Annotated in this window: 25 protein-coding genes; 7 read left to right on the forward strand and 18 right to left on the reverse strand. The window is 68.6% G+C overall.

Going from position 1 to position 16,699, the window contains the following annotated elements; all coding sequences use genetic code 11:
• Positions 1-113 precede the first annotated feature (113 nt).
• Genes AB0I79_RS50700 through AB0I79_RS50720 form a run of 5 tightly spaced genes read right to left on the reverse strand, consistent with a single transcriptional unit; the run spans position 114 to position 3,856 of the window.
• Complete coding sequence (locus tag AB0I79_RS50700) at positions 114-503, reverse strand: hypothetical protein (RefSeq protein ID WP_357890150.1); 390 nt, start codon at positions 501-503, stop codon at positions 114-116.
• Complete coding sequence (locus tag AB0I79_RS50705) at positions 503-2,164, reverse strand: hypothetical protein (RefSeq protein ID WP_357890153.1); 1,662 nt, start codon at positions 2,162-2,164, stop codon at positions 503-505. Before AB0I79_RS50705 ends, AB0I79_RS50700 begins: the two co-directional genes overlap by 1 nt.
• 2 nt (positions 2,165-2,166) lie before the next feature.
• Positions 2,167-3,240, reverse strand: a complete 1,074-nt coding sequence (locus tag AB0I79_RS50710; RefSeq protein ID WP_357890156.1) for a hypothetical protein — start codon at positions 3,238-3,240, stop codon at positions 2,167-2,169.
• Entirely contained in the window at positions 3,240-3,644 is a 405-nt protein-coding gene (locus AB0I79_RS50715; RefSeq protein WP_357890159.1) for a hypothetical protein, read from the reverse strand. Before AB0I79_RS50715 ends, AB0I79_RS50710 begins: the two co-directional genes overlap by 1 nt.
• Complete coding sequence (locus tag AB0I79_RS50720; RefSeq protein ID WP_357890162.1) at positions 3,641-3,856, reverse strand: hypothetical protein; 216 nt, start codon at positions 3,854-3,856, stop codon at positions 3,641-3,643. Before AB0I79_RS50720 ends, AB0I79_RS50715 begins: the two co-directional genes overlap by 4 nt.
• Before the next feature lie 313 nt (positions 3,857-4,169).
• Between AB0I79_RS50720 and AB0I79_RS50725 the strand changes: the two genes are divergently transcribed.
• Positions 4,170-4,676, forward strand: coding sequence for a hypothetical protein (locus AB0I79_RS50725; RefSeq protein ID WP_357890165.1), 507 nt, complete (start codon positions 4,170-4,172; stop codon positions 4,674-4,676).
• Between the two features lie 131 nt (positions 4,677-4,807).
• On the opposite strand, the gene AB0I79_RS50730 is transcribed toward AB0I79_RS50725, so the two are convergent.
• On the reverse strand, positions 4,808-5,101 hold the full coding sequence (locus tag AB0I79_RS50730; RefSeq protein ID WP_357890167.1) for a hypothetical protein: 294 nt from the start codon (positions 5,099-5,101) through the stop codon (positions 4,808-4,810).
• A gap of 350 nt (positions 5,102-5,451) precedes the next feature.
• Between AB0I79_RS50730 and AB0I79_RS50735 the strand changes: the two genes are divergently transcribed.
• A complete protein-coding gene (locus AB0I79_RS50735) occupies positions 5,452-6,741 on the forward strand; it encodes a helix-turn-helix transcriptional regulator (RefSeq protein ID WP_357890170.1) in 1,290 nt (429 codons plus the stop codon).
• Between the two features lie 80 nt (positions 6,742-6,821).
• Positions 6,822-7,616 carry an SAM-dependent methyltransferase gene (locus AB0I79_RS50740; RefSeq protein ID WP_357890173.1) on the forward strand — a complete coding sequence of 265 codons (795 nt, stop codon included), beginning with the start codon at positions 6,822-6,824 and terminating at the stop codon, positions 7,614-7,616.
• Here the strand turns inward: AB0I79_RS50740 and AB0I79_RS50745 are convergent.
• On the reverse strand, positions 7,613-8,797 hold the full coding sequence (locus tag AB0I79_RS50745) for a cytochrome P450 (protein WP_357890176.1): 1,185 nt from the start codon (positions 8,795-8,797) through the stop codon (positions 7,613-7,615). The genes AB0I79_RS50740 and AB0I79_RS50745 overlap by 4 nt on opposite strands.
• A gap of 195 nt (positions 8,798-8,992) precedes the next feature.
• Here AB0I79_RS50745 and AB0I79_RS50750 point away from each other — a divergent pair, with 195 nt between their 5' ends.
• Positions 8,993-9,232 carry a hypothetical protein gene (locus AB0I79_RS50750; RefSeq protein ID WP_357890179.1) on the forward strand — a complete coding sequence of 80 codons (240 nt, stop codon included), beginning with the start codon at positions 8,993-8,995 and terminating at the stop codon, positions 9,230-9,232.
• Positions 9,233-9,439: 207 nt separating this feature from the next.
• Here the strand turns inward: AB0I79_RS50750 and AB0I79_RS50755 are convergent, their stop codons facing one another.
• Genes AB0I79_RS50755 through AB0I79_RS50780 form a run of 6 tightly spaced genes read right to left on the reverse strand, consistent with a single transcriptional unit; the run spans position 9,440 to position 11,388 of the window.
• The gene (locus AB0I79_RS50755) at positions 9,440-9,856 is read right to left on the reverse strand and encodes a hypothetical protein (protein WP_357890182.1); all 417 of its coding nucleotides are present in this window, start codon (positions 9,854-9,856) and stop codon (positions 9,440-9,442) included.
• Positions 9,853-10,140 carry a hypothetical protein gene (locus AB0I79_RS50760; protein WP_357890185.1) on the reverse strand — a complete coding sequence of 96 codons (288 nt, stop codon included), beginning with the start codon at positions 10,138-10,140 and terminating at the stop codon, positions 9,853-9,855. Before AB0I79_RS50760 ends, AB0I79_RS50755 begins: the two co-directional genes overlap by 4 nt.
• Positions 10,137-10,499 carry a hypothetical protein gene (locus AB0I79_RS50765; protein ID WP_357890188.1) on the reverse strand — a complete coding sequence of 121 codons (363 nt, stop codon included), beginning with the start codon at positions 10,497-10,499 and terminating at the stop codon, positions 10,137-10,139. Before AB0I79_RS50765 ends, AB0I79_RS50760 begins: the two co-directional genes overlap by 4 nt.
• Complete coding sequence (locus tag AB0I79_RS50770; protein WP_357890191.1) at positions 10,496-10,849, reverse strand: hypothetical protein; 354 nt, start codon at positions 10,847-10,849, stop codon at positions 10,496-10,498. The genes AB0I79_RS50765 and AB0I79_RS50770 overlap by 4 nt, the downstream gene beginning before the upstream one ends.
• Positions 10,850-11,122: a hypothetical protein gene (locus AB0I79_RS50775; RefSeq protein ID WP_357890194.1), complete on the reverse strand. Its 273-nt coding sequence runs from the start codon at positions 11,120-11,122 to the stop codon at positions 10,850-10,852.
• On the reverse strand, positions 11,119-11,388 hold the full coding sequence (locus AB0I79_RS50780) for a hypothetical protein (protein WP_357890197.1): 270 nt from the start codon (positions 11,386-11,388) through the stop codon (positions 11,119-11,121). Before AB0I79_RS50780 ends, AB0I79_RS50775 begins: the two co-directional genes overlap by 4 nt.
• 261 nt (positions 11,389-11,649) lie before the next feature.
• Between AB0I79_RS50780 and AB0I79_RS50785 the strand changes: the two genes are divergently transcribed.
• From AB0I79_RS50785 to AB0I79_RS50795, 3 genes are read left to right on the forward strand one after another with little or no spacing between them, the layout of a single operon-like run.
• Positions 11,650-12,129: a hypothetical protein gene (locus tag AB0I79_RS50785; protein ID WP_357890199.1), complete on the forward strand. Its 480-nt coding sequence runs from the start codon at positions 11,650-11,652 to the stop codon at positions 12,127-12,129.
• A gap of 52 nt (positions 12,130-12,181) precedes the next feature.
• A complete protein-coding gene (locus AB0I79_RS50790; protein ID WP_357890202.1) occupies positions 12,182-13,048 on the forward strand; it encodes a ParA family protein in 867 nt (288 codons plus the stop codon).
• A 15-nt stretch (positions 13,049-13,063) separates the two neighbouring features.
• Entirely contained in the window at positions 13,064-14,065 is a 1,002-nt protein-coding gene (locus tag AB0I79_RS50795; protein WP_357890659.1) for a ParB/RepB/Spo0J family partition protein, read from the forward strand.
• A 60-nt stretch (positions 14,066-14,125) separates the two neighbouring features.
• Here AB0I79_RS50795 and AB0I79_RS50800 read toward each other — a convergent pair whose 3' ends face one another.
• The 5 genes from AB0I79_RS50800 to AB0I79_RS50820 form a co-directional block, all read right to left on the reverse strand.
• A complete protein-coding gene (locus AB0I79_RS50800) occupies positions 14,126-14,656 on the reverse strand; it encodes a bifunctional DNA primase/polymerase (RefSeq protein WP_357890204.1) in 531 nt (176 codons plus the stop codon).
• Positions 14,644-15,000: a hypothetical protein gene (locus tag AB0I79_RS50805; protein WP_357890207.1), complete on the reverse strand. Its 357-nt coding sequence runs from the start codon at positions 14,998-15,000 to the stop codon at positions 14,644-14,646. The genes AB0I79_RS50800 and AB0I79_RS50805 overlap by 13 nt, the downstream gene beginning before the upstream one ends.
• Positions 15,001-15,281: 281 nt before the next feature.
• Positions 15,282-15,686, reverse strand: a complete 405-nt coding sequence (locus AB0I79_RS50810; protein ID WP_357890209.1) for a helix-turn-helix domain-containing protein — start codon at positions 15,684-15,686, stop codon at positions 15,282-15,284.
• Between the two features lie 2 nt (positions 15,687-15,688).
• A complete protein-coding gene (locus AB0I79_RS50815) occupies positions 15,689-16,039 on the reverse strand; it encodes a hypothetical protein (RefSeq protein ID WP_357890212.1) in 351 nt (116 codons plus the stop codon).
• Between the two features lie 6 nt (positions 16,040-16,045).
• Positions 16,046-16,696: a sigma-70 region 4 domain-containing protein gene (locus AB0I79_RS50820; RefSeq protein ID WP_357890215.1), complete on the reverse strand. Its 651-nt coding sequence runs from the start codon at positions 16,694-16,696 to the stop codon at positions 16,046-16,048.
• Positions 16,697-16,699 lie beyond the last annotated feature (3 nt).

A 16,699-nucleotide genomic window follows, 5' to 3' on the forward strand; every position in this document is an offset into this window, starting at 1 on the left:
GGGTGGCGCTGGCCACCGCCGCCGTGGGCGCCGGAGGGGCCCGGAAGAAAGCCCCCCGCGGGCAGGGCCGCCCGGCCCCCCCCCGGGCCCCGGGGGCGCGCTCGGCCGGGGCTTCAGGGGGCGGGCGTCGAACTCCTCCGCGTGGTGATGACGTAGCCGCCGATGTAGAACGGCAGTCGGCGGATAATCCGGCAGCCGGTGCACTTGCACTCGGCCGCCTCATCGCGCTCGTTGTCGGAGGTGTAGGCCCAAGTGGCGTGCCCGGCGAGTTCCTCGCGCAGCGCGCCGAGCAGCAGGTGCCGGTCGGCCCGCAGCTCGGCCAGTTCCTCAGTGAGGATCGCTTCCCGGCAGTCGCACGCGGGGTGGTGGTTCGTGCAGGCTTCGACGCGAGGGTCGCGGGTGTCCTTCGGAAGTGGCTGGCTGACGTACAGGTGGAAGGTGGGCCGGGAGCACCCGTTGGAGAAGGTGACGATGTGCGGGAGCGCGATCTCCGTGGAGGCCATCAGGACGTACCTTCCTGCTGCGCGGCGATGGCCTGCCGGTAGTCGTCTGGGGTGATCTGGCCCTTGCCGGGGTCCGCGCACAGCGCCTTGTGGAAGCCGTCAAGGTGGACGTTGGACACCTCATCGAGGAGGGTGACCGGCTTGCCGCGCCGCTTGGTGTTGTGGTTCACCCACAGGCAGACGGCGGGCACCATCTCCTCATCGGTGCCGCCCAGGTCGGTCCAGGTGTCGTAGATGCGCCATGCCAGGTCCTCGCGGCGGGCATCGATGAGCGGAGCAAGCTTGGCCATCGCCTCGTCCGCCTTGGCTGCGATGAGCTGCGAGGTGGAGGACACCTCGACGCCGACGTTTTGCGTGAGCCACAGGAAGCGGGCGTCGCCGGAGATGCCCGCCTCACCGAACAGCGTGTTCAGCTTCGTGAGCGTCTGCCGATTCGCGGCCCCGACCGGCCGCTTCCTCTCCGGGGCCGGCGGCGCCGGGTCCGCCTTCTCCGCGGGCGCGTCATCGGGAACGAGGTCCGCTTCCACCGGCTGCTCAGGCGTCATGTCCGCAGGCTTCGACTCGGCGGGCGGCGTCTGCGGCGCCTCCGACTCGACGGCGGCTCGGAACGCCTGCAACAGTTCGGCGGACGCTGCCTGCGGGTCAAGACCGTCGTACGCCGTTCGGAACGCCTCCTCCAGCTCGGCGAGCGTGCCCTGCCACACCTCGACGAGGGCCTGCCATGCCTTGACGGCCTGGTCGATCGCCTGCACACGGGCCTTGGCCGCGGCCTCGATCTCTTTGCCCGACACGGTCAGGGAAGGGTTCTGCTTGGCTCGGTGCCAGACGGCCACGACCTCGTTGCGGGTGTGTGCCTGCTCAATTTCGGCCAGGTAGTCCGGGGGCGGGCCGGCCTCAAGTGCCTGCGGTCCGCTACCTGGTGCGAGCACCCCGGCCGCGCCAGGTAGGAGCGCCGCCATGGCCTGACCGGCTGTGAGCCCACGCAGCTCGATCGCGGGGACGGGGAAGTGCTTGGTCTCGCCGTTCCTGGTGATGCGCCGCTGGGTGAGGAACAGCCTGATCGGGATCGGGATCTCCGTGCCGAAGATGCGGCGCATCATGGCCACGTGCGCGGGCAGTTCCAGGGCCGCGTGGTAGGAGTGCGTCTCGAACAGCCACACCCCGAGATCGGGCACGTCGGGAAGGATCACGTTCAGGCGGGTCGTGACCTTGCATGCTTGTCCGACAGGGGCGCGCTCCCACCAGCGTTCCTCGCCATACTGCTGCTTGCACAGGCACGGCCCGCCGGACTTGCGTTCCAGCACGCCGTTGCAGCGGCGCTGGACGCCGCCCTTGGTCCACTTCTCGTACGCCTGGCTGAGCGGCGATTTGGGGCCGGGTGGCAGGATGGCGTCGAGCGCGATCTCGTCGGTGACGACCCTCCACTGAGCGGGCCCTGGGCCTTGCGGCTGCCACTCTTCCATGATTCCGCCGTAGGTGTCCTCGGCTGACTGGACGAAGTGCTGGTACTCGCTCGTGATGATGAACGTGTCCGACCGTTGAGGGCTGCTCTTGCCCGTGGCGGGGTTCACTCCGTACGTGCCGGACCGGATCTTGCCGAGGGTGCGGTTGCGGTGCTGGAGGTCCAGGATCAGGCCCTCGTCGTCCATGCTCAGCGTCATGGTCAGGCGACCTTTCTCGTGGAGGGGATGGTGGGTTCTGGGAGGGCGAGGGCCTCGCCGATGACGTTCTTGGAGTGGCGGACCTCGAACTCGGACATGGCGCGGGCGTGCTGGAAGACGGCGTACATGTCGTCGCCGCACCGGGCCGGATAGAGGCGCCAGCCTTCGGGGCGCAAGTGCATGATGATCCCGATGGGGGCACGCTCCGGGAGGCGGATCTTCGTGCCGTCGCGGAGCCATCCCCACGGGGCGGCTCGGTAGGCGGCCATCTGGGCGCCTGCCTGCGGGTAGACGCCGTGACGGTGGCCGGAGTATGTGATCTGGTCCAGTTCACCGCCGGTCTTGGTGTCGCCGGGAAAGATGGTGTCGGGCGGCAAACCAACCTCGGCCGCGACGAGCGGCGAGGTGAACAGGTAGTCGAGCGTGCCCGCGAACCCGTCTTCCGGGTGGGCGACCACCATCTCGGAGGCGATGAACCGGAGCTGCCACGTCTCGACGCACTCGGTGAAGTGCGCCAGGTACGGGCGTAATTCCGGGTCGGAGGCGAGGCTGACCGGCGCGGGCTCGCCAAGGATGCGCGCCTCGATGAGGCGGTGCACGGCCCGCCCGATGTCGCCGCGGTCGTCACGGCGGCGGACGGGTTCCTGCTTGAGCCACTTGATGAACTCCTCCCGCTCCTCGGGGGTGCGGGAGACGCGCAGCATGTCGCCGACGTGGTCCATCGCGGTCTGTGCCACGACCTTGGCCGCCCAGTAGACGAGCCCGGCCTTGGACATGCCCTGGTCGAGGATCGTGGTGACCGAGCGGAGCCTGTCTCCGGTCTCAGGGTCGCGGTAGTAGCCACGCGATCGGCGCGGGATGCGGGCGTTGCCCACGACCGCGCCGCTTCCGGTGCAGGGGAGCACGTCGGTCTTGTCGGCCTTGTGCTTGCGGATGGTGCCCGACTTCGCGTTGACCTTCTGATCGAAGGTGCATTCGGGGCAGGGTGCCATCTCGGGCAGGCCGGCGGCTGCTGCGTGCGCGGCTTGTGCCCAGCCGTCCAGGCTGGTGGCGGGGGTTGCAGTGATGGTGCTCATCAGAACGGCGGCTCGTCACCGAGGGCGCGTGCTTCGGCTTCCCTGCGTTCCCGGCCCTTATAGGCGATCCTCCACGGGCTGTGCAGGGGCAGCAGCTCCTCAGGGTCGCCGGCGACGTGGTTGCCGTGTTCGGTCACCAGGGTGACGGGCGTGCCGGGCTCGTCCTGGACGGCGAACCATTCGCGGTCCTTGCCGTCCGCCCAGACATCGCCCCGCAGGGGGGGCCAGTAGCGGGGGGTGAGGACTTCGATGGTGACGTCCGTGCTGTCCAAAGGGATCTTGAAGGTGAGTCTGGGGGTGTGGGGTGCAGGGACGGTGACCCACAGATCCTTGTCGTCCAGGAGGTTGGCTTCGCAGATGACGGTGATCCGTAGGCGGTCTCCCGGCTTGATGGTGGGGCTCATCGGCGTCCGGCCTCTTGCTCGTCGAGGACGGCGCGGGCTTCGGCGATGAGCCGGTCGGCCATCTCCTCCCCCTGCTCTTGGATGAGGAGGTCGCGCGCGGTGCCTGCCATGGTGCACGTCGCATGGCGGCAGGTCGGGCTGGTCGTGGCGGCGATGAGGGCGAGGTCGGCCGCGCGGTTGGCGGCGTGGTCGGTGTGGGGGTTGCTGGTCACTGCGTCTCCCTCGGCTGTTGTTGGCGGTTGCGCCAACGGGGCAGGGTACGGAATGTGGCGTTTCCGCTGGTGGTGGTGGTCCCCGCGAGACTTGTTGATCTTGGTGGTGCGTGTCTCGCGACACCTTCAGCCTACGCCTGAGCGACGCGCATGTCACGCTCTAGCTGCGTCTCTCGCGCCGTTCCGATCGCGAGCACGCCAAGATCAACAAGCATTGTAAAAGATCTTTACAGAGGTCAGCAGACGCAGCCGACGCAAGGGCGGGTGATACGCTCGCGTCGATCCCGGTCCGCCACGAGGGGATGTCGCCACCATGTCTGCCACCAGAACAACCCAGCTCAGCCCCGCCCTGGCGCTCCTCGTCCGCTACCGCAAACGCGAGGGCAGCCCCGAACCCGAACTCCAGGTCCGCCCACTCGCCCGCAAGATCAGCGCAGCGTCAGGGCACAAGTTCAACGAGCAGTTCTGGCGACGACGAGAATCCGGCCTCGTCACCGACATCTCGGACAAAGACCTCGCCTGGTGGGCATGGGGATTCGGCGTCCCCGCCGACGAACTGGCCGCCACCGGCCGCCCCGAGGCCGCCGACCTCCTCCGGCAGATCCTCGCCGACCAGGAAACCAAGGACGCCGCCGCCAAGCGGGCCGCCGACCGCGCGGCCGACGCCGTGGAGGGCTTCCTGCGGGACGCGTACGCCGAGATCGACGCTCTGAACGCCAGCGGCCCGGAGAAGGAGCGCATGAAGCGGTACCTGCTGGAGCGCACCCGCCAGGTCCTCGACCGTGAGCAGGTCACCACCACGAGCCTCGACGGGCGCTGACGCCCGCGTCACCCGCGCGGCGGACGCCTGCGGGACGACGGTCGTCCGCGAGCTCACGCCGGAGGCGGGGCGATCGTCCGTGGCGCGTCGCTGCGTCAGCCGGCCCGAGTCGTGCATCGCACCCCCGCTTCTTACCTCGCTCTGTGGTCCATGCCGCCTTGTGTGACGCCTGTGAGACGCGGGTGGTTGGCACGTTCCTGAAAAAGTTTGTGGCTTTTGATCCGGAAGAATTGACGGGCGTGACGCGCACCGGCCCGCGACGCCGACCACCACCTGAGCCCGTACCGCACATCCGCGATCACTCGCACCGCTGCGTATACCGGCACGATGACCCACACGAGGAGCAGCAGCATCGCCGGCGTCAGCTCCGGGGCGGCCACCAGCAGGACGGCGGGCGCCGCCAGGCCGGCCACCATCGACGTCACGTTCTCCGGCCAGCGGGTGCCGTGCGGTCTTCGCGCCGCTCTCCGCCGGTGCCGTCGTTTCCCTGCGGCATGGCCGGGTCGGCCGTGGCTGTTCAAGGCGGTGACTCCCAACGGTGTGGAGAGTGTGTCGTCAATGAAGCACTGGCCAGCAGTTAGCGACTCCAGTTACCGTTTTTGCGTCGCCAGTTACCAAGTCAGGCGTTCGATGGTCGCCGCTATGGGCACGCTCTGTCAACACTTGCGCTGAGGAGTGGGGGCCTGAGTAGCGTGTGCCGTTACCGACGCGTTTCGGTGCCAGTGGGAGGAGCTCGTCCCAAGTGAACGTGTTCGCTGCGCGATTAGAAGAGATCATGAGGCGTCGCAACCTCAAAGACGCCCAAGTCGCCGCCCTGGTCGAGCAGACCGGTCTCACGATGACCCGTCAGTACGTCACGCAGCTCCGAACCGGCGTGCCGAAGGACCCCGGAATCGCGCGAGTGAAGGCCTTGGCTCAGGTCCTCGACGTGCCCCTGTGGTGGCTGCTAGGCGACCCGGACCCCGCCGAAGCCGCTCCGTTCGCGGCCTTGTCGAACGAGAGCCGCCAGGCGCTGGCCGCCGTGCTCGACCTGGCCCGCCGTGCCGATCGGCTCGCCCCGGTCGGCCGCTCCAGCGGCGTGGACTCAACACCCACCGCCGACAGCGTGACAGCGGACGCGCCGCCCTCCCACCCGTACCCCGTCGAGGTCGTACGGCAGGCGCTCAGCTCCAGCCAGGACATGCCTCCCAACCGCATCGGCGCCCGGCTGAGGAGCCTGCGCAAGACCGCGGGCCTGTCCGTGGCGGAGGCCGAACTGGTCATCGGCGGGGAACCCGGGATGCTCGACCAGATCGAGAGCGGCACGCTGGTGCCGACCACGGCCATGCTGACGCTCCTGCTGTCCAGCTACGGCGTCACGAACCCCTACTACCAGACGCTGTTCGTGTCGGCCGCGCAGGGCCGCCTGGACAACCGCTGGTGGCTGCCGTACTTCCAGACGCTGCCGTTGTGGGTGGTGGCGTTCATGGAGATGGAAGACAGCTCCGAGCGGATCAGCTACTACAGCAGCAGCGAGATCCCGTTCCTGCTGCAACATCCGGACTACACACGCGTGCTCCGCCTGGCCGCCCACCACCCGGACGCGGCAACCGCGCAGATCGAGCTGGGCACGCGCCTCCTGCGAGAGCGGCAGGAGCGGCTGGTCGAGCGGCGGAAGGTCCGCATCTGGGCCGTCATCCAGGAGTCGGCCCTGCTCGACGCCGTGGGCGGCACCGACGTCCAGCTCCGGCAGCTCGACCATCTGATCGCGCTGGCCACACAGCCTCACATCTCCATCCAGGTCAATCTCAGCGGCCCTGACCGGTACCGGCCCCGCGGCGGGTCCTTCACCCTGCTGCGCCGCCCCGACCCGGACATGCCGGACGTGGCGTGGATCCCTCACCTCAGCGAGGACCTCGTGATCAGCGACTCGGCACACATGGCGGAGTACACCATGGCATGGGCACGGCTGACGCTCTCGGCCACGCAGCCGGACCAGGCGATTCGCGTGCTGACGCAGGCTCGCGCCATCGTCGCTCAAGGCCGCGCTCGCTCCGAAGAATTGACGGACGTTTCAAACGTTTAGTTGAGTAGGCGGATCATCAGGGCCGGGAATGCGGTGACACTCCCGGCCATCGCGCTCCCCTCCCCGTAAGGGTGATGTTCATGGATGATTCCACCGACTGGCGCGCAGGGATCGACCCCAGCGCCGCGAACTCGGCGCGCATGTATGACTACTACCTGGGCGGCAAGGATCATTTCCCCGCCGACATCGCTGCAGCCCGCAAGGTCATCGCGCTGCAGCCGAACGTCCGACCGGCCGCCCGGGAGAACCGGCACTTCCTGCGGCGCGCCGTCACCTACCTGACTCAGGAGGCGGGCATCCAGCAGTTCCTCGACATCGGCGCCGGCCTGCCCACGGCCGGGAACGTGCACGAGATCGCGCCGGAGGCCCGGGTCGTCTACGTGGACCACGACCCGGTCGTCATCACACAGGCAAGGGCGTTACTAGGAGGCAGCGACCGCGTCCGTGTCGTGATGGGAGACGTGCGTGACCCGGACGCCATCCTGGAGCACCCCAGCGTCTGCCGCTTCCTCGACTTCGACGAGCCCCTCGCGCTTCTCCTGGTGGGGCTGCTGCACTTCGTCCAGGACCGGGAGGGCGCCTACGGCGTGGTGGCGCGGCTGCGGGATGCGCTTCCGTCCGGCAGTTTCGCGGCGATCAGCCACGGCATGAGCGAGGGCTTCGACAAGGGACTCGTCAACAACATCAGCAACGTCTACTCCTCGCAGATGTCCCACCAGCTCCGCACCCGAGCGCAGGTCGAACCGTTTCTGACCGGGCTCGATCTCGTCGAGCCCGGCCTGGTCCCGATCACCGAATGGCGCCCTGACGGCATCTCCGAAGGGCTGACCGCGCGAGAGGTCGGCATCATCGGCGCGGTCGGCCGCGTTCCTTAGCGGGCCTTCACCATCGTCGGCAGGCTGCGGAACCCCCGGATGTTCGGATGGTGCATGCGGGCCGGCGTACCCACCTGGTAGTCCTCCTCCACGGCGGCTACCAGCTCCTCCAGCACCACCCGAGTCTCCAGGCGGGCCAGGGCCGCCCCGAGACAGAAGTGGGGGCCCGTCCCGAACGTGAGCGTCTTCGAATGATCACGATCGAGGTCGAAACGCTCCGGATCCCGGAAAACTCGCGGATCGTGGTTGGCGGCGGCGTACACCAGCAGCAGCCGCGACCCGGCCGGCACGACCGTGCCGTGCCACTCGACATCGCGGGTGACCAGGCGGGCCGCCATCTGACCGGAGGAGTCGTGGCGGAGCGTCTCCTCCACCCACGCGGGCACCCGGCCAGGCTGGAACGCGATCGAGCGCTGGCCGGGATGGCGGGCCGCCTGATACCAGGCATTGCCCAAGACCTTTGTCGTGGACTCGTTGCCCGCGACACCGAGCAGCAGCAGCACGGCGCCGATGTCGCTGTCCGACAGCCGCTCACCATCGATCTCAGCCTCGATGAGCGCCGACACCATGTCGTCGCCCGGCCGGGCCCGCCGATCGGCGATGAGCTCCTGGTAGTAGCCCATGAGCTTCATGGTGGCGGCGGCGGAGACCTCGGTGACGCCCCCGGTGACCTCGTCCCTCAGCAGGTTCTCGTTCGACCATTGCAGGATCTGCGCGCGGTCAGCCGCGGGCACACCGATCAGCTCGCTGATGACGTCGGCGGGGATCTTCTCGGCCAGGTCGGTGATGAAGTCGAATTCGCCGCCCGCGTCCAGCGCCGCCTGGAGGTAGCCGCGGGTGATGTCGCGGATGCGGGGTTCGAGATCGGCGACACGCCGCGGTGTGAACCCCCGCGAGATCAGCGCCCGGAAGCGGGTGTGATCCGGCGGGTCCATGGCGATGAACGAGCTGCGCTTGGCCATGTCGGGTGACCACAGCTCCAGGCTGACGCCGTAGCTGTTGCTGTAGGTGGCGGCGTCCCGACCTGCGGCGTACACGTCGGCGTGCCGCGTCAGGGCCCAGAAGTCCATTTCATGGTTGCGGTAGAGGGGCGCCTGCTCGCGCAGAAGCGCGTAGGTCGGGTACGGATCTTCATGTACGGCGTGGTCATACGGGTTGTAGGTCAGCGTCACGTTGCTCACAAGACCCCTCACGGGAGAAGGAGTGGGGCACGACGCCGCTCAGCTTGGCAGCGGCGGCCCGCACCGAGCAATGTTCCACGAGGCCATAACGATCTAGCATCCCCGCCCGATGAACCCGTATCGTGACACCTCGCACGGCTACCGAACCAAGTTCAGCGCACGTTCACTCACACGCCAGCGCCACCGGGGGTTCACATGTACCGGCCAGCCCGCCTCCTGACCGTCAGCGCCGCCGCCACAGCCTTCACGGCTCTGCTCATCGGCCAGGCCCAGCTGACCGACCTGACGGCCCTCGCGGCTGCGGTCGTGCTCATGCTCGTCGCGTCGGCCACCACTGTGCACGCGATCCTCCGGCCTGCCCAGCGGCGCCCCGTGGACGAGGCGTACACACGCTCCTACGAGCGGGTCAGCGCCCGGCTGGACCGCATGCGCTAGCCCCGAGCGGGCCGGCGAACCATCGCGCGCACCGCGAACCACGGCGGAACGCGAAAGGCCCCGGCCGGAAGGGGTGGATTCCGAGCCGGGGCCTTTCGGTGCGCGGGAGTATGCAGATCACGCGCGTGTACGGGGCACTCTATGCGTTCAACTGGCCGCTTCGCCAGACAGTTCCGGGCACACTACACGAGAGCAGCCGACCCGTCGTCATGCCGCTAGCCCGAGTTGGGCGCGCACCAGGGCCTCGACATCCGGCGGCACGTCCCACACGTTCTGCCAGCCTCGGCACGGCACCGGCTCGGCGATCGGGCGCACGTTGGCCAGCAGCCAGTGGCACTGGCCCGGTGCCGCCCACGGCGACGACGAGTCGCGGACCACGTCCACCAGGTCGGCGACCGCGACGATCGCACCGAACACGAACCGCTCGTCGCGCAGCAGCGGCCCGACGAACTGGCCGGCCGCGGCGATGATGCGCGGGTCGGCCGCGCCGTACTCGTCCCAGGGCTTCCCGGCGTGGATGGCGAGCTCGCCGCGGTGACGAGTGCCGCGCGTTCTGTTCTCGACGTCCTTGCCACCGAGCGCGATCGCCCACGCCCAGGGGTTCCACACAGTGAGCGCCTTCACTCGCCGCCTCCTCCCCTGACCTCGTCCAGCGCCGCCGCCCAGCACGCCGCAGTGGAGCGGATGTCGCCGTCTTCGGCATCCTCTGCGAGGATGGACGCACGGTGCCTGTCCTCGGCCGACAGCGAGAGGTATCTGGCCCGGTCCCGCTGGTTGGCGGGGCCTCCTCGCCAGGGCGCGAGTTCTTCCGTGTCGGGCTCGGCGGGCGGCCAATGGCTGGTGGTGTGTTTGCACCACTCGCGGTTGATCTCTTCGGGGCAGTGGCCGTCCCACGTAGTCATGGTCATTCGCTGCCGCCTTCTGGGGCGAACACCCAGTGGTGCAGGTGGCCGCTCGGGGAGTGCTCGGAGATGGTGAACACGTGACCCTCGAACGCGATCCGCGGTCCTTCCCCGGCGGCGAAGCAGAAGGACCAGCCGCCGCCGCTGAACTCCAGGCCACGGTTCGCATCTGCGAGGACGACGACCTGGATCGGGGAGGTGAGCACGCATCCGGTCGTCACCTGCGGTCGGCCGTCATCGCTGCTGGGAGAGCTGCGGACGAGGGTAAACGCACGGCCGGAGAGCGCGGTGCGGAGCCGGTCGGCGACCCCGTCGATGTTGTCCCCGGACAGGTGACCGTGGTAGCTGTGGCTGTCCAAGCTCATGGGGTTCCTTCCTGCTGGTCGGGTGAAGTGGTGTTCGTGCCGGTCTCGAGCCCGGCGTCGGCGAGGGCGGCCACGATCCGGCCCGACAGATCCACGCCGGCGGCCCGCATGACGACGGCGGCCTGGACGGTGAGGCGGGTGAGGAAGGCAGCGAGGTCGTCGGCGGTGCCTTCCTCGATAGCGAGCAAGTGGAGGTTGTCGTCGTCGATGAGGGTGATGGCCCATTCGCCCGGCCGCGGGGGAGGGATGAGCTTGTCGTCCTCATCGAAAGGGCTGGGGCGAGTGCCGTTTCCGTCCTGGACGACGATGCGAAGGACGTTGGGGTGGCTGCCGAACGTGCTGTAGGACATCTAGTTGCCCCCTTGAAGGCGGCGCTCCAGCTGCTCGACACGGGCCTGCAGCTCACCGATGTGCCTGACCGACGCCTCGGCCACGCGCCGCTCCAGGTTGGTAATGCGTTGGCGCAATTCGTTGAGCTCCTGACCCACCTCGGCGCGGGCCTCGGCCCGGATCTCCTCTTCGATGAGCGACAGTTCGTTGTCGTTCTCGTAGTTCCAGTTCACGCCTGCTTCTTGGCAGGCAAGCCGCAGGTAGTGGGCGATCGTCCCCTTGGCGCTCATCACGCGTTCTCCTCGGGCAGGTGAACGGTCGAGTAGCCCTTGTCGTAGCCGGGCGGCTGGGCTGCGATGTAAGCGGCTTTCTCCTCCTGCGAGAGGACCTCGACCTCGGTGGGGCTGACCTGGTCGTTGACGAACGTGTGGTGCCAGGCCACGGGCAGGTCACCGTCATCGAAGATGTCGGTGACGGTGCCGACGTGGCCGGGCCAGACGAGGCTGCGGACGTAGGTGACGCCCGGCTCGATCGGGTCGGTGGTGGTGGGATCGGTCATAGCGTTTCATGATCCTTTCTTTGTTGGCGGTTACGCCAACGAGTCTGCCGGAGATGGCCTCAGGTGGCGCCGTGGTGGCCTGAAATGGCTTGATCGACTCACTTTTGACGGTACCTCTCGGATGCCGTCGCTAGGCCGGAGAATCGCTCTCAACGCCTCACGAAAACGGACATAACGGACACAACTTTGTCGCGAGACACACGCAGGACTACGGTAGAGATCACACCGCACCACCACCGCCACACCCACAAGGAGCGCCACGTGGCCCGCCACCGCCAACCCGACCCTCGCCAGGTCACCTTCCAGCAACCCGGCGACTCCCACTCGTTGGCGGAACCGCGAACGCGCTCAGCCCCCCAACGAGGCAAAGCCGCCACCTGGACCAACCGCATCAACACCGGCAGCCGCCTCGACGAGGACACCATCGAGCGCATGAACGACGCCATCCACCGCACCGGCCTGGGCCTCCAAGGCGTCTGGGAACAGGCGATCAACTACCACTGCGACCAGATCGGCATCCCGGCCGAGATGCCTCCGGGCAGCGAACGGGAACGGATCCCCCGCCCCAGCGAGCCTGTGGCCGACCCGGACTCGCTCACACTCATCACCGTCCGGCTCGCGCCGAACACACGCGCCCGCCTCATCGCCGGCTGCCACCTTGAGGAGCTGGGCGGGCAGGAGTTTGTCCCCGCCGCCCTCAACGCGTGGTTCGACCACATCGACCAGACCGGCCAGTCCTAAGATGTCGCCCAGCGCCACGGACGCGACTCGTTCCACCCACAGGAGACCCACCGTGACCCAGCCCCAGCGACGAGCGGTCCGGATCGCCGTCGCCAACAACAAGGGCGGCACCGGCAAGACGTCGGCCACCGTCAACCTCGCCGCCGCTCTCGCCCTGTACGGACTGCGCATCCTCATCATCGACATGGACCCGCAGGGCAATGCTGGCCGTCGCCTCGCGGCCGATCTGGCCGCCGACCAGGCCACGCTCTCCGACGTGCTCAAGGCGCTGGCTGAGCAACCGGACGGCGACCTCGCAGGATGCGCGACCGACGCGTTCGCGCCCATCGGCTGGCCGACCCCGTACAACGACCGCATCACCCTCATTCCCTCGCGTTCTGACCTTGAGAACCGGTCGTTGACGGAAGCGGGGCAGCTCGGCGCTGTCCAACGCCTGGCCACCGCGCTGGAAGGCGCGGACGATGACTACGACCTGGTGCTCATCGACTGCCCGCCAAACCTGGGCCACCTGACTCAGATGGCGTTGTCGGCCGCCGACTACGCGCTGGCGGTCATGGACCCGGAGCTGGACGGGATCGAGGGTGCTCTCGCGCTGCGGGACTTCGTGGCCGTGAGCCGTCGCAAGCTGTCCAACCCGAACCTGTCGGTGGTGGGCTACATCGTCAATCGGGTGGACCTGCGAGTTGGCGCGGACAAGTACCAAGTAGAAAACAGCATTCCGGAGGCATTCGGCGACGAGCTGCTGCTGCCGATGCTGCCGCTGCGGGCGGCGGTGAAGGACGCGGCCGACTCCAGCCCGCCCCGGCCGTTGCCTGCGCTCGGATCGACGGGCAGCGAGATGGCTGGACTTTACAACGATCTTGCTAAGGCGCTGGCCCTGCGGGTTGGGCTGGGCACGCTCTCGGCGGAGGTGGTGTAGGTGGCCGCCGCCAAAGTGCAGCGAGGATCTCCTTCGCAACGGCCTAGAATCACGGCCCAGCCGGAACCGGTACAGACGCCCGGCGCGGTCGCCGTCGAGCCCAAGTGGCCGGACAAGGTCAAACTCTCCGACATGGCCGACAACCCCGACAACCCACCGTCGCGGCTGGAGCCCCAGAAGCTGGAGGAGCTGGCCGCGAGCATCCGCGAGAGCGGACTCCTCCAGCGGATCATCCTGGTACCGCGCGACATCTGGTTGCAGGCCCGCCCGGAGCACGACCGGCCCGTCGAGGACGGCGGGATCGGTGACAAGCCCTGGGTCATCGGCATGGGGCACCGCCGCCGGTACGCCTGCGAGCTGGCCGGGATGGTCGAGGCTCTGGTCGATGTGCGGGAGACGGCCGACAAGGCGCGGCGTGACGCGCTGATCGAGAACATCCAGCGCCTCAACCTGCCCCCGCTGGACGAGGCCCGGCAGATCCAGAAACTGATGGACGAGGAGGCCCTGTCGCAGAACGGCGTGGCCAAGGCCCTCGGGAAGTCGCCGGGCTGGGTGTCGCAGCGGCTGGCGCTGCTCGGTCTGCGGCCGGAGCTTCAGGAGGCGCTTCTGGGCGGGGACCTGAAGCTGGAGGATGCGCGGCGGCTGGGCAAGCTGCCGGTGGAGCAGCAGGTCTGGCCTGAACCCGTCCCGGACCCGACTCCCGCCGCGGCCCAGCCGGACCCGCCGGCGGCCGGGGGAGTGGCGACTAGCGGGGGAGGGGCTATTCCTCAGCCGGCCCCCGCGCCGGCCGCAGGGCGGAACATCGACCCCGCGCCTCGTGGAGAGTCGGCAGGGGGCACGGGCGACGAGGTGAGCCTGAACGAGGCCCTGCGCATCGAGCAGGCCGCGAACACGGTGGGGAACCTGCGTGCTCTGCGACGGGTGGCGATGCAGCACCCGGAGAAGGCTCGCACCATCCTGCGGGTGTTGAAGGACGCCGTCCGCGAGCTGGAGGCAGACATGTCGGCCGATGCGTAGCCTGCCTACAGGTATTTACGCCGTAAACGGTGAAGGGCGCCCCGCGCGGGGCGCCCTTCGTCATTGCAGCAGGTCGGCAATCCACGTAGGCAGCTCCGCGATCGGCACGTCCCGCTCGATCGCGTACACCTTGCCGTTCACGATGGAACCGGGACCGACCACGTAACCGCCTCGGCCGCCGCGCCCCGGGCCGCGAGTGTCGATCCCTTGCCCGAGCAGAGTCGTGCCACCGGAGATGCTGCCGATGGTGCAGCCCGCGGGGGCGCGGAAGTACAGGTGCGAGCCGCCGGACGGCGTGGCCACGGTGAACGTGTCCGGCCACTCGACGCCGAGCCGTTCGCACCAGCTCTCCAGCGTGCACCGCCCGTCTACGCCGTCGTCCACGTCGAGGTCGAGGATGACGAGCTGGTTGGCCCAGCAGCCGATGCCGAGGTTTGCGCCGCGCGGCCACCGCTCGGCCACCTCGCCCGGCGTGCGCAGGCAGTCCCGCTGCCAGCCCGGCCTGGCGGGAAGCCGGCCACCGGGCAGCAACGGGAACACCGCTATGCCGAGCTCGACGAGCGGCAGCGGATCGGGAGTCAGCAAATGCATCCGGCCTCGTACCCGACCAGGCCCTGGTCCCCGCCGCACTCCTCGCAGGTGCTTTCTTCCTCCAGGGGGTCACGCTCCACGGCCCATTCGCCGTGACGCCACCCTGTGCAGTCGTTCTCGCAGCCGCAGCCCTTCGGGCATTCGGGGCACACCATGCCGACCGTCCACCCGCACGTCTCGCACAGCGTCTGGTTGGCCGGATCGGTCATGATGGCGACCGCTTCGCCGGGGGTTTCCTCGCGCCCGTCGAGCCAGTCCACGAGTTCAGCGCGGACCTCGGTGTAGTTCTTGCCGGGCCGGTGCTGCATCAGCTCCCGCGTGGCGCGGCTCAGGTCGTTCGACATGTCTCGCCCGTCCGGAGGTGTCCCACGCCCACCCCCTGCATGGTCGAGTAGCGCGATCGAGGCGCGTCGTCTGCGAGGTGGTCGCTCGCTGTCCCTCGACACTTCCCTGTTCATCGCCTGGTCCCCTGCGTGGGCGGGGTTCCGGCTCCAAGGTTGGCTGGAGCGTCAGCCATCCTGGAATCTACACGACATCCGGGGAACTGGTGAAGCAGAGAGGGCGCGGACCTGTCTGGCCCGCGCCCTTCATGTTGTTGGCGCTATTGCCAACGAGAGATCAGTTGCTATCCGAGTTCTTTGCCGGGGGCAAGTCGCCATCGGGTGACCGGGCGCGGCACGCAGAACTCCCGGTCATTACGAAAGCCCGGCACCGACTCGATCAGACCCTCCCGCTCCATCCGCTCCAATGTGCCCCGCAGCTTCGCCGTGACCGGCAGGCCCAGCACGCGAAGCAGCTCCCCGTGCGTGAACAGCTTGCCGGGGTACGCCTCCAGGTGCGTGAGCACGCGAGGCATCCGGTCCTCGTACGCCCGCAGCGACCGAGAACGACCCTCCATCGCGACCAGGTGCCGGTAGACGCTGCGCTCGTGCATCCCGAGCCGGGCCGCGATGGTGGGGACGGGGTAGTCGGAGGCGACGAGTTCGGCGATGCGCGTCCGGCGTTCCTTGGTCCTCTCCCAAGTCGGCATGGTTACCACTCTCCCTCCGTCTGGGCTGGTGCCTCCTCCAGCGCCAGCCCGTCCGTCAGCTCGTCGATCAGGGTGCCGCGCGCTTCGAGCTCTCCCTGCTCGGCGATGAGACCGGCGGCCCGGGACTGGGCCTGCTCGATGGTCAAGCCCTCGGCCTGCATGATCACGTCAATGAGGGCGTCCATGCCCCGAGCGGCATCCTCGGCCGCCGCAGCGATGAGCGTCGGGACCCCGTCCGCAGTCGCGAGGGTGAGCTGGGTGATGTTGCGGGCGACGCTGCGGGCGAGGTACGGCAGGAAGTCGGCGGGCTCGGCCGGCGTGTATTCGGTGGTGGTGTGGTTGAGCTGGGTCATCAGGGTTTACTCCATCTCTGAACTGGGATGTTCCTTGCTGGGCTTACGGAGAGCGCCGCGGTGGCGAACGCGGGCGCACACGCCGCCGTGAGGGCGGCGGCTCAGATCGTCAGGGCGGACATCCTTGCCCCACTGCCGGGACGGCTCCTCGCCTTCGTGCCACAACGCCACGAAGTGGCGGCGGGCACGCGAGAGCCTCGCTCGATAGGTCGCAAGGGAGATGCCGAGGGCGGCAGCGGCCTTGCCGTGGTCCTCGTAGACAGCGAGCGCGTGCAGGACCTCTCGCTGCCGGTCAGTCAGCGCCGCCATGATCTCGGGCAGTGCCGCGCGCTCCACGATCCGTTCCTCATGAGTGTCGCGAGGGCCGCAGGTGACCCACCAGTACACGACGTAGGCGCGGATGTTGGAGAGGTGGCCGTGGTGGCGCATGTCCGCGTCGGTGTAGCGGCTCAGCGCCGCCGTGCCCTTCTGCACCAGGTCACGCCAAGGTGGACACTCATCAGCGGCGGCGAGGTGTTCAGCGATGGCGGCCCACGCGATGTTGTAGCGCTCCTCGACGTCGGACGCCCTCCAGCGCATGGCGCCGTAGTCCAACCGGACAGCCCTGCGGGCCATGCAGTCGAGGTCTTCCAGGGTGTAGCCGTGCATGACGTCCACTGC

Source organism: Nonomuraea sp. NPDC050202 (assembly GCF_040656115.1).
In the GTDB taxonomy this organism is placed as follows: Bacteria; Actinomycetota; Actinomycetes; order Streptosporangiales; family Streptosporangiaceae; genus Nonomuraea.

What these genes read in the sequence shown, in the direction of transcription:
- AB0I79_RS50700 (WP_357890150.1), bottom strand. Translation starts at nt 503, where the DNA reads ATGGCCTCCACGGAGATCGCGCTCCCGCACATCGTCACCTTCTCCAAC.
- AB0I79_RS50705 (WP_357890153.1), bottom strand. Translation starts at nt 2,164, where the DNA reads ATGACGCTGAGCATGGACGACGAGGGCCTGATCCTGGACCTCCAGCAC.
- AB0I79_RS50710 (WP_357890156.1), bottom strand. Translation starts at nt 3,240, where the DNA reads ATGAGCACCATCACTGCAACCCCCGCCACCAGCCTGGACGGCTGGGCA.
- AB0I79_RS50715 (WP_357890159.1), bottom strand. Translation starts at nt 3,644, where the DNA reads ATGAGCCCCACCATCAAGCCGGGAGACCGCCTACGGATCACCGTCATC.
- AB0I79_RS50725 (WP_357890165.1), top strand. Translation starts at nt 4,170, where the DNA reads ATGTCTGCCACCAGAACAACCCAGCTCAGCCCCGCCCTGGCGCTCCTC.
- AB0I79_RS50735 (WP_357890170.1), top strand. Translation starts at nt 5,452, where the DNA reads ATGAGGCGTCGCAACCTCAAAGACGCCCAAGTCGCCGCCCTGGTCGAG.
- AB0I79_RS50740 (WP_357890173.1), top strand. Translation starts at nt 6,822, where the DNA reads ATGGATGATTCCACCGACTGGCGCGCAGGGATCGACCCCAGCGCCGCG.
- AB0I79_RS50750 (WP_357890179.1), top strand. Translation starts at nt 8,993, where the DNA reads ATGTACCGGCCAGCCCGCCTCCTGACCGTCAGCGCCGCCGCCACAGCC.
- AB0I79_RS50760 (WP_357890185.1), bottom strand. Translation starts at nt 10,140, where the DNA reads ATGACCATGACTACGTGGGACGGCCACTGCCCCGAAGAGATCAACCGC.
- AB0I79_RS50765 (WP_357890188.1), bottom strand. Translation starts at nt 10,499, where the DNA reads ATGAGCTTGGACAGCCACAGCTACCACGGTCACCTGTCCGGGGACAAC.
- AB0I79_RS50770 (WP_357890191.1), bottom strand. Translation starts at nt 10,849, where the DNA reads ATGTCCTACAGCACGTTCGGCAGCCACCCCAACGTCCTTCGCATCGTC.
- AB0I79_RS50780 (WP_357890197.1), bottom strand. Translation starts at nt 11,388, where the DNA reads ATGACCGATCCCACCACCACCGACCCGATCGAGCCGGGCGTCACCTAC.
- AB0I79_RS50800 (WP_357890204.1), bottom strand. Translation starts at nt 14,656, where the DNA reads ATGCATTTGCTGACTCCCGATCCGCTGCCGCTCGTCGAGCTCGGCATA.
- AB0I79_RS50805 (WP_357890207.1), bottom strand. Translation starts at nt 15,000, where the DNA reads ATGTCGAACGACCTGAGCCGCGCCACGCGGGAGCTGATGCAGCACCGG.
- AB0I79_RS50810 (WP_357890209.1), bottom strand. Translation starts at nt 15,686, where the DNA reads ATGCCGACTTGGGAGAGGACCAAGGAACGCCGGACGCGCATCGCCGAA.
- AB0I79_RS50815 (WP_357890212.1), bottom strand. Translation starts at nt 16,039, where the DNA reads ATGACCCAGCTCAACCACACCACCACCGAATACACGCCGGCCGAGCCC.